A 10,011-nucleotide genomic window follows, 5' to 3' on the forward strand; every position below is an offset into this window, starting at 1 on the left:
GGTCGTTTTCCTGTCGGCATTCGGAGGCTCCATTGCTGCACTTGTGAGCTTACCTCACTATCGAAGATGATCTTGTCCCCAAGCGACCCGAAAAAAGAAGGGTAAGGGAAGCTGCTAATCACTGCCTTCAGCGCAAAGGTTTTTAGAGCGAGAATGAAAGCGGTTCCGGATTCGCGCCGCGGACAATTGACTAACTTACCGTGTCGCAAAGCGACGTGATCAATTTCTTGGCCCATGGTAGTGGCCCGATGAAAGGGCACTCCATGAAAGCTGAACAAAAACTACAAAACCCGACAGTTGGTATTGCATTCGTACTGATCGGAATATTGGCGATTTCCATCAATGATATGCTGATCAAATTCCTGTCTGGCGGTTACCCTTTGCACCAGATGGTGTTTACAAGATCGTTAATCGGGATCGGGTTTAGTCTGGCGCTCGTCCAGATAGAGGGCGGTTGGCGCATCCTCAAAACCGATCAGCCGGGGCTTCACCTTTTGCGCGGTCTACTGATTGTTATTGCCAATCTGACGTTCTTTACGGCCCTGGCGGTGATGCCTCTGGCAGAAGCCACTGCCGTCTTCTTCGTAGCCCCATTGATGATCACTTTGCTGAGTATCCCGCTGCTTGGCGAAAAAGTTGGGCCGATGCGGATTGGTGCCGTGCTCGTGGGGTTCATAGGCGTAGTGATCATGACCCGCCCTTGGGAGGCGGGTGGCGAGCGTGAGGTTGGTCTGCTGATGTATGCCTTACCGGTTCTTGCTGCGTTCACCTATGCTCTCAACAACGTGCTCACCCGTTTCCTTGGCGCAAAGTCGAAAGCCTCAGCAATGGCTGTGTACATTCAAGCGTGCTTTATCGTCGTCAGCCTGTTGTTCTGGTCGGTAGCAGGGGATGGGCGCTTTGCCAGCGCGTTTGAAAACCAAAGCTTGATCTTCTTGCTGCGTGCCTGGGTTTGGCCCGAAGGGGCTGACCGTTGGTTGTTCATTGGACTCGGTTTCAATTCCGCAATCATCGGGTATTGCCTCGGCCAGGCTTACCGCATGGCAGACGCTGCAACAGTGGCGCCGTTTGAATATGTCGGTCTACCCATGGCTATTTTCTGGGGATGGGTCATCTGGGGAGAGCTCCCAAACCTGCCGGTCACCATCGGTATCGCACTGATCTTGGGGTCAGGCCTGTTTGTATTTGTGCGTGAGAGTCAGAAAGAACGGCACGTTGTTACTGAAAAGAGAGTGCACCGTCGGTATTAGGTGCCAAATCAATTCGGGCCAAAAGTCGCTCAAAAATACCCTGGGATATTGAATATCAATCGCGGTTGAGCACTGATAATGCTCATAGTTAATGGGATGAGAATTTTGATGCGATATACAGCCGTTCTTGCTGCGTTATTTCTTGCCGCTTGCGGCAATGAACCCGCAGAGCCAATAACCCGACTTTATCCCGGCGAGACGCCCGAGCTGCGCCTGATGATCAACGAAACCGCAGACGCAAACGAAGTGCCGCGTAGCCTTGTACACCGAGTGATCCAGCGAGAAAGCGACTATCGTCCCCATGCCCGCAACGGTCCCTATTACGGGTTGATGCAGATTTTGCCTGCGACAGCGCGCCAAATGGGGTTTCGCGGAGAGGCTTCCGACCTCTTGGACGCGCAAACCAACCTGACATACGCCGTGAAATACTTGCGCGGTGCCTGGATGGTTTCAGATGGAAGTGAGCCCGAAGCGGTCATGTGGTATGCCCGCGGGTATTACTACGAAGCCCGAAACAGATGCATGCTTGTCGCCACGGGACTTAGAGATACTGAGGTCCGAAAATACTGCGGCTGACGTCCTTCCCACAGGAGTTGCAGAAAGCTCCCGATACACCGCAAACAGCCTTCTTTACACAAAGTAGCTTGCACGTTGGAGCCATGTTATTGCGCGTCCGGCAGAGTTCAGGAGATTGATATGTGCGCCGAATACTCAAGAAAATTCAAAGGGGTGCGTGACAATCGGCCGATCATTTTGTTCGTTGCCGGCTTTGGCGACAATGGAAGCATGTTTGACGGATTGGCTGAGACACATCTTGCCATCAGCCATCGTTTGTTGCCCATCAATCTTCCAGGATTTGGTGCTCAGCCCCTGGCTGGGAGAACAACTCTCGAAGCCCTGGCGAAATATGTGAAAAATGTAGCAATAAAGTATGAGGCAGAGATTATTGTCGCCCATTCGGTCGCTTCAATCATAGCTTCCTTGGCCGCCGGCCGGGCTGACTGTCCTTTGACCACCATCGTTTCGTTGGAAGGAAATATTACTGCCGCAGATGCCTATTTTTCCGGGATAGCCGCTGACTACAGTGACCCGGCAGAATTTCGCGGAGCGTTTCTAATGCGACTGGATGAAATGGCGAAATCCGCACCTATCATAAGAAGATATCGCGACGAAGTCTCAAAGGCCGATCCTGTAGCACTTTGGCAGCTCGGCATCGACACCCAGAAGTTTTCAACACACCACGTACCTGGTGAAGTTTTGCAACGTGCAGCAAATATCACCTACCTTTATAACCCCGACAATTGCCCCAAAGGCACTGTCCGTTGGTTAGAAGAAAACAAGATAAGCCGGGTCGTCTTGGAAAACGCCACACATTGGCCGAGCGTTGATCAGCCAGAAATGCTCGCAAACAAAATCGCTGAGGCGCTCGAAGAAGCCTAAAAAGGCCACAAATCGGAGTCGGATGAATTCCGGGTTACGTATTTCGGAAATATAAAAGCTCAGTAATGAGGCTCCACTTCTAGTTGCATCTACCGTCTCCCCGAAGTCAGAGTACTTACAACTTTCATTGCTTCGGAATATTGCGCGCTCATTCGGGGTACTTAAAGTTGTCTAGCTATCGTTGCTTTCTGCTTTCAGGATACCGTCTGCCGAAGCACCTGCGGTCAGGTTAGCGTCAGAAAAGGATCTGGTTTCCGGAAGTTCAAGGTGCAAAGAAGACGTATGGTCAATTTCCAATCGGCCGCCGGAAAGAGTGTAATCCAGTACGTGCCCACCTTTACTCAAGTCGCTCGAAATAAAATGAAGGTGGTAACCTGGCACACCGATACCCACCGCATAGTCCGGGCACCGAAATCCCAGAATTGTACCGTCCACATCATTCAGCTCAAATTCTGCCTGAGTTTTCACGACCTCCAGCAGAGGTCTATAGGGTTTGTCCTGACGTAGGACGTTTCTATACTTGATGTGTTTGATGCGCCCAGTAAATCGAACGGCGTAAAATAGGTTCTTCGCTTCTGCTAGCCCATCCAGTCGACCTTCAAAGGAGTGTTTGTCCGTTGTCTCATCCAGCGAAAGCGACACTGTGGGTTCGAAATTGATGACAGCAGCATAAGGGGTCATGGCTGTGTCACTTGCAACTGATGCTTTTCCTTCACCATCCAGCCGGTACGCTATGCCATCTATTACTATCATCTCGCCGTCGAGCGCATTGAACGTGCCGAGGCCAAAGTCTCCGTGTTTCAGCAAATCACCTATAGTGACCGTTCCGTCGTAAACACCCTGCATCACAGCACTCAACAGCGACGTCTGATAGTACTCGTGCGCATGTTCATTCGGTTCAAATCGCTTTTCATTGCTATGGCTGGCGGCAGCGGTTGCAAAGGTGAACTCTGTGTCCTTAGGCATGAATTTCCACCAATTGGTGTTTCTTGATGTTTTTTGGAATTTGGATTGGAAGCACGCCCAGTATCTCGCTCTCCATACGATCAGGCAACAGCAAAGGCCCTGCTAGTATACGCGGGCCTTCGTTGGGTTTGTGAAGAACCTGGTGAACATCTGCTCTCCTCCTAGGTCGTGAACCTGCACGCCCGTTTACACAACTCGCGAAGAATGAGTTTGAATGTCCGGTTCGGGCTGCGAGCGTGCGTAGGCTGTCGAAGGGACAAAGCTCCAATTCGCTGCCAAGTAGCATCCCTGTCGTAGAGCGTCAGAAATGCGAAGAAAGCTGGCATTGCCTCTAACCGCAGCACAAACTGCCGTCTTGAATCGGCGGACATGGGACAGTTGCGTAGGAACAAAAAACACAGCAATCGCCTTTTAGTGGTTTCAAGACTGCCTTGCATGATTTGCATTCATAAAACCACTGGCACGAGTCAGTTGGCATTTTCTCGATTTCAACGTGCCCACACCGAGGGCAGGTCTAAGTGCTATCCAGCACCACAGTTTGTTTTGTCATTGTCTCACATCTGCATGATTAGATAATCGTTGATTTGAGCCTCATTGAACACGATGACCCATGCCAGCGCGGTGATCGCCGTGCTTCCGACAAGCCACCATTTCAGGTTTGCCAACGTCCCGTTTCGATGCGCTACGAACCACGAAACCGCGATCAGCGCTGTTGAGATGGCGAGAACATAGTAGCTTGCTGCCGCTATTTTTCCGAATATCGCCAACCAACTGCCACCCAAGCCGAGCAACATCATGGCCATTGGAAGAACACAGCATGTCGCAACCCCCAGAGCGGAAACCGATCCCAGGTAGCTGAGGGTCAAATACTTCTTCATCTTTCGCTCCCTGGGCACTCGGTTTGAATGTGTTGAGGCACCGGCATTCAGAGCGTATAACTCCTGTAGTAACTACAGGATCAAGCGGAGGTACTTCACATGATTGCGATAGGTGAGGCTTCCCGGCAAAGCGGGGTTGGAATAGAAACCATCCGCTACTATGAACGCGAAGGTATAGTGCCAAGGCCCGCACGAGCTCAGAACAATCGCCGCCTCTATTCAGCAAGCGATGTTGGAAGACTTCGATTTTTGAAGAAATGCCGCGACCTGGGGTTTCCTCTCTCAGACGCAAAAGCGCTTTTGGAGCTGTCAGAAGGAAGTGCCGAAGAATGTCGATCTGTGAAAGAACTGGCCGAGGCACACATTGCCAGCGTTCGAAGCAAAATTGATGAGCTCAGCCGCCTGGAGCACGCCTTGAGTGAGCTTACGGCCAATTGTGATAGCGGAAACGTTCAATGCCCGATGCTGCAAAGACTGAGAACGATGGATTATATCTGACTCTGGCCACTGGGTGGAAGCTCAGGATCTGAGATTTAGCCAGATCACATCAGACCAAGGTCTGTGGTGCGATAACAGATTGTAGTTCATAGTCGATTTCACGATGAAAGCGAATGTAACTGACCTGACGATAAGCAATTGGTCGTTGTCGCGAGTGTTTCTTGCGGCCAGCATTTTCGTGATGGGTACTGCTACCGCAATAGTCGGGGTTTGGGTGTCGAATCGAATCCAAAACGCAGTCGTCCAAAACTCCGCCAACTCCGCAGCGCTATATATGGAAAGCGTAATATCCCCGCTCAGCCAGGAATTGGCACATGGCGACCACCTTTCTGAGCAGGCGAGCCTGGCGCTGGACGAGATTTTCATGACCCAGCCAATGCGTGACCGCATTGTCTCCTACAAATTCTGGAAGCAAGGCGGCGTGATTGCACATGCCTCGGATACAGACATCATTGGGAACCGTTTCAATCCAACGGATGATCTGAAACGAGCATGGACCGGAGAAATCTCCGGCTCTTTCGAAGAGCTTGATCATGCCGAGAGCGCCGCCGAGGCGGCATTGGGAATACCATTACTTGAAGTTTACAGCCCCATCCGCGAACTCTGGTCCGGCGAAATCATCGCAGTTGCGGAGTTCTACGAAAGAGCAGATCAGCTTGAGTTAGACTTAGCCAAGGCCAGGCGAACAAGTTGGTTGGTCGTCGGTTCCGCATTTCTTACGAGTACGATTGTTCTGTATTCCATCGTCGCAATTGGCGACAAAACAATTCGACGACAGGGGCATCTTCTTAAACAGCGCCTGACAGAAAGTGAGAGGATGGCTGAGCAGAATGCCCTGTTGCGGTCGCGTGTGGTCGACGCGTCGGAAAGATATGCCACGCAAACAGATCGGTTCCTAAAGAAACTCGGTGCCGAACTGCATGATGGTCCTGCGCAATACCTGTCGCTCGCCGCACTTAGACTGGAGGCGGCGTTTTCCAAGGAGTCCGAGAGGCCTAAAGAGGCAGAGGAAATTCAGCAGTCTTTGCAAAAATCTCTGGCTGAAATTCGTGCGATATCGCGAGGGCTGTCCGCGCCAGATATCGACAGCCTGTCACTCGTCGATGTTGTGAAGAGAGCCGTAGAGGATCACGCAGAACACAGCCCGTTGCGACCGGATATTTCATTCCTGGGTACCCAGGACCCAGCGTTGTCATTGTCCGACAAGCTGTGCGTTTTTCGGTTCCTTCAGGAGACGCTTTCCAATGCAGCGAGATATGCTCCAGCTTCCAAGTGCACCGTTATCTCTGAGGCGCAGAACGACCGCATAGTTGTAAAGGTCAAAGACGACGGACCTGGATTTGACAGGTCAGAAGAAGCCGCGTTGCGAGACGATGGTGGCCAGGGGCTTATGGGCTTGCGAGACCGGGTCGAGAGTATTGGTGGCAGATTCGAAGTCGCATCGAGACCGGGCGAAGGCACCACCATTGCTATGACACTGTTTTCCAGAAAGATGAGTGCATCATGACAACATCTGTCATTATAGCGGACGATCATCCAATTTTCAGGGATGGTTTACAACGCACGTTGGATGAAGCTGATGGTTTTGAAGTTTTAGCTGCTGGGTCCAGCGCTGAAGAGGCAGTATCGCTGGTCGACACGCATCAGCCGGACATAGCCATTCTTGACCTCTCGATGCCCGGTGGCGGGATAAGCGCGACGCGTAAAATTGCGGCAATGGCAAATCCGCCCTTCATCGCAATCTTGACGGTCTCAGAGAATAGCAGCGACGTCGCGGACGCGTTGGAGGCGGGCGCGATTGGGTACATTGTGAAGGGAGTAACCGCGAGCGAATTGACCGCTTCACTAAACAGCATCGCCGCAGGTGAAGGGTTCGTTTCTCCGGGCTTGGCCTCGCGGGTATTGCTTCAAATCAACGCTGACACCGGCATGTCTATAAACAGCAGCATTCTCGATGACCTTACGCATCGTGAGGAGGAAATACTTAGGCGTGTGGCCAAAGGACTGAGTAATCGTGAAATCGCTGACGAGTTAGACCTTCAGGAAAAGACCGTGAAGCATTACATGACGGCAATCCTGTCCAAGCTTCATGCGCGAAATCGGGTAGAGGCCGCACTCATCGCCCATGATGTTTGGAACAAGGGAAATTAACTGCGGCCTCTTTGACGACGATGGCGGCCCCTCACTAAGAGAAGCCGCCAACGGATTATCGACTGGAGTTGCTGTTCAGTTTGCAACCGACTGTAACCTCCGGCGATCAGAGGCCGTTGCGTTTCTCTCAACGACAGTCCGGTTGTACGGGTCTTTCAACTCGTAGCGCCCAAACTCGATCTCCTCTTTCCAACCATTGGCATAGTTCACTTCGATATTGTTGCCCTGGCGTTCGATTTTCGTGGGTCGACTTCCAGCAGTGCCGCCTTGCCCAGAAGAACGCACGTTGTCGATTGAGATGCCATTTGCCAAAGACCGAAGCCTGGAGACGTCAGCACCAGTCGCAGGGCGCTCCTCAACAGTTCGGTTCTGAGCATTCTTTCTCTCATACCGCCCGTTTTCGATTTCCTCCTTGGTTCCGTCGGCGTAACGCACTTCAATGCCGTTAGCGTTTGTTTCGACCTTTGTTATCCCAGCCGAACCCGACGCTTTGCCCCCTGCTTGAGACCGATCCTTCTTTCCGCTGCCTCTATTGGAGCGTTTGGAGTCATCATCGTCATCGTCATCGTCATCGTCATCGTCGTCGCGACCACTTTTGCCTGATCCCGAATTGTCGTCACGGTCATCATCTCTGTCGTCGTCGCGATCATCGTCTCTATCGTCATCCCGGTCGCCACCACGGCCGCTATTACCCGACCCCGAGTTATCATCCCGGTCATCGTCACGATCATCCCCGTCTTTCCCCTTGCCGCTCTTGGCAAAGGCATATGACGGTTCAAAATGTAGGCGACCATCGGCATCAAACGCTGGCACATAAGGCGTCGCCGCAATCAACGAAGCAAACGCCGCAGTACTAAGAAGTTGCCCCAGTTTTCTTTGAATTTTCATTTTCGCCTCCAATTTTGATCATCTCGCTTCGTGACATTGGAGACAGATTACTTCTGGTTCGGCTTTCCCACATCGGTCTTAGGTCTGACGAATTTCAAGCCGAACGTCTTAGTCAGATCAGTCAAACCAATAAAGTTTTTGCAAAGCCATTTGACCAGTTTAGTGGGAGTTAACCCCGTCACCCTTCAACTCGTCATCAGGTTCGAGGTGAATGACAAAGACGGAACCCGGGTACAAACGATCCAATTCTTCCTCGATGTCATTGCATATATCATGCGCCGCGCTGACTGGCATTGTGCCGTCCACAACAAGATGAAACTCCACGAAGATGACATTCGCGGATCTGCGCCCTTTGAGGTCGTGGTACTCTAAGGCTGCGCCGAGATTTGCTTCGATTGCGTTGGAAACAATCTGCAAGTCATGGTCCGAAAATGTCACATCCATCAGGCCATCGACGGACGACCGAATAACTTTCCAGCCCTCCCACAAGATGTTCAGTGCAACAAGAATTGCCAGGATCGGATCAAGGATCAGCCAGCCGGTGACAAGTGCAAGTATCAGACCTGCGATGACACCAACTGAGGTCATGACATCTATGAAAATGTGCCGGGAGCTTGCTTCCAATGCAGGCGAACCTTCGCGCCTGCCGATTTTGAGCAATAGGTAGGCCCATGCGCCATTCACACCCGTTGCAATGACATTGACAATGATGCCGAGCAGCGGCGCATCCTCCAGATGCGGGTTTGGGAGCGCCAGCACTGCTTCTCTGATGATCAAGAACGCCGCCAGCACAATCAGCACGCCCTCGACGACAGCGGAAAGATACTCGGCCTTTTTGTGACCAAACGGATGGTTTTTATCAGGGGGCTTGTTCGCGACCCGAACTGCGAAATACGCCAACAGCGCGGCAACGACATTCACGGTAGATTCCATTGCGTCCGACAACAAAGCCACTGAGCCCGTCAGCCACCAAGCCAACAGTTTTAGGGCCAGTACCGCAATGGATATTGGAATGGACCAAAGAGCGATTTTTTGTGTCATTTGGCCGCGACCCTCAGTCAATCATGAACAGAAACTCGGGTGATTGGTGAGCTCCGATGTTCAAAACGTAAAACAGGTGTTTGGTGAAAAGGGAATAGGCCTCACAGCTTCCTACTGGCGACCGGCAACAGCATCTGGTCCCCGCAGCATGGCGCCGAACGACTGTTACTCTGATGGAAGCCCCGTCGACGAAACAGGAACAGCTTTGAGATAGGCGGCAATCGCCAAACGATCCTCATCCGTGAGGCGTGATGTGTTCTCGATGACCTCCACCATCTCACCACCTGCGCTGTCATAGTCCGGCGTGAAGCCGGATTTCAGGTATTCGGCGATGTCAGCCTCGGACCAATCAAGCTGGTCTGAGGTGAGGCCCGGGATGCGACCTTTCCCGTTTGGATTTGGTGCACCTGTCAGCCAAAGGTCTCGTTTCAGACCACCTAAGCCATTTCGCGGCGTATGGCATTCGGCGCAGTGACCCAACGCCTCCACCAGATACCGGCCTTGCTTTTGTTGGTTGGTCAGATCACCTTCGACTACCCAGCCTGGCGACATGAACAAAAGCTTCCATCCCCCCAGTCCGCGTCGAATGTTGAAGGGAAAGTGAACCTCATGCGGAACGCTTGCAGTTGTGGCTGGTGGCAGAGTGCCGAGGAACGCGTGAAGCGAAACGATGTCATCCGCTGACATGTTGGCGTAAGATGTATAGGGAAACGCTGGAAAATAGTGCTGCCCTTCTGGTCCGGTCCCATGGATCAAGGCGTTGGCCAGATCCAGGGCAGACCAGGACCCAATACCAACTTCTGGGTGGCTGGAAATGTTGGGGGCAATGAATGTGCCGAATTCCGTCTCAAACCGGCGACCACCGGAAAGCATGAGCTTGTCTTCACCAACCGCATCCT

Annotated in this window: 12 protein-coding genes and 1 pseudogene; 6 read left to right on the forward strand and 7 right to left on the reverse strand. The window is 52.2% G+C overall.

The annotated features are described in order from the left end of the window. A partial coding sequence (locus tag ACR0LF_RS23265; RefSeq protein WP_480856491.1) for a hypothetical protein occupies positions 1–236 on the reverse strand: 236 nt, incomplete at its 3' end. A gap of 27 nt (positions 237–263) precedes the next feature. Between ACR0LF_RS23265 and ACR0LF_RS23270 the strand changes: the two genes are divergently transcribed. From ACR0LF_RS23270 to ACR0LF_RS23280, 3 genes are all read left to right on the forward strand, one after another. Then, the gene (locus ACR0LF_RS23270; RefSeq protein WP_480583926.1) at positions 264–1,250 is read left to right on the forward strand and encodes a DMT family transporter; all 987 of its coding nucleotides are present in this window, start codon (positions 264–266) and stop codon (positions 1,248–1,250) included. 108 nt (positions 1,251–1,358) lie between these two features. Then, positions 1,359–1,826, forward strand: coding sequence for a lytic transglycosylase domain-containing protein (locus ACR0LF_RS23275; protein ID WP_171210380.1), 468 nt, complete (start codon positions 1,359–1,361; stop codon positions 1,824–1,826). Between the two features lie 120 nt (positions 1,827–1,946). After that, positions 1,947–2,690: an alpha/beta fold hydrolase gene (locus tag ACR0LF_RS23280; RefSeq protein ID WP_480583901.1), complete on the forward strand. Its 744-nt coding sequence runs from the start codon at positions 1,947–1,949 to the stop codon at positions 2,688–2,690. A 171-nt stretch (positions 2,691–2,861) separates the two neighbouring features. Here ACR0LF_RS23280 and budA read toward each other — a convergent pair whose 3' ends face one another. From budA to ACR0LF_RS23295, 3 genes and pseudogenes are all read right to left on the reverse strand, one after another. Then, complete coding sequence (gene budA / locus ACR0LF_RS23285) at positions 2,862–3,656, reverse strand: acetolactate decarboxylase (protein ID WP_480583904.1); 795 nt, start codon at positions 3,654–3,656, stop codon at positions 2,862–2,864. A 331-nt stretch (positions 3,657–3,987) separates the two neighbouring features. Beyond that, positions 3,988–4,158: pseudogene (locus ACR0LF_RS23290) on the reverse strand (GDCCVxC domain-containing (seleno)protein); the annotation flags it as partial. A gap of 52 nt (positions 4,159–4,210) precedes the next feature. Beyond that, positions 4,211–4,534, reverse strand: a complete 324-nt coding sequence (locus ACR0LF_RS23295) for a hypothetical protein (RefSeq protein WP_170724270.1) — start codon at positions 4,532–4,534, stop codon at positions 4,211–4,213. A gap of 99 nt (positions 4,535–4,633) precedes the next feature. On the opposite strand from ACR0LF_RS23295, the gene ACR0LF_RS23300 reads away from it, so the two are divergent. From ACR0LF_RS23300 to ACR0LF_RS23310, 3 genes are all read left to right on the forward strand, one after another. After that, complete coding sequence (locus ACR0LF_RS23300) at positions 4,634–5,032, forward strand: MerR family transcriptional regulator (protein WP_480583907.1); 399 nt, start codon at positions 4,634–4,636, stop codon at positions 5,030–5,032. Between the two features lie 103 nt (positions 5,033–5,135). Further along, a complete protein-coding gene (locus ACR0LF_RS23305) occupies positions 5,136–6,539 on the forward strand; it encodes a sensor histidine kinase (protein WP_480583910.1) in 1,404 nt (467 codons plus the stop codon). After that, entirely contained in the window at positions 6,536–7,183 is a 648-nt protein-coding gene (locus ACR0LF_RS23310) for a response regulator (RefSeq protein WP_480583913.1), read from the forward strand. The genes ACR0LF_RS23305 and ACR0LF_RS23310 overlap by 4 nt, the downstream gene beginning before the upstream one ends. A gap of 75 nt (positions 7,184–7,258) precedes the next feature. Here ACR0LF_RS23310 and ACR0LF_RS23315 read toward each other — a convergent pair whose 3' ends face one another. From ACR0LF_RS23315 to ACR0LF_RS23325, 3 genes are all read right to left on the reverse strand, one after another. Further along, positions 7,259–8,083 (reverse strand): hypothetical protein, encoded by an 825-nt coding sequence (locus tag ACR0LF_RS23315; RefSeq protein WP_480583916.1) that lies wholly within the window; start codon positions 8,081–8,083, stop codon positions 7,259–7,261. 147 nt (positions 8,084–8,230) lie between these two features. Then, a complete protein-coding gene (locus ACR0LF_RS23320; protein ID WP_480583919.1) occupies positions 8,231–9,112 on the reverse strand; it encodes a cation diffusion facilitator family transporter in 882 nt (293 codons plus the stop codon). Positions 9,113–9,277: 165 nt separating this feature from the next. After that, on the reverse strand, positions 9,278–10,011 hold a 734-nt coding region (locus ACR0LF_RS23325), incomplete at its 5' end, for a c-type cytochrome (protein ID WP_480856492.1).

It is taken from the genome of Ruegeria sp. E8, assembly GCF_056533985.1.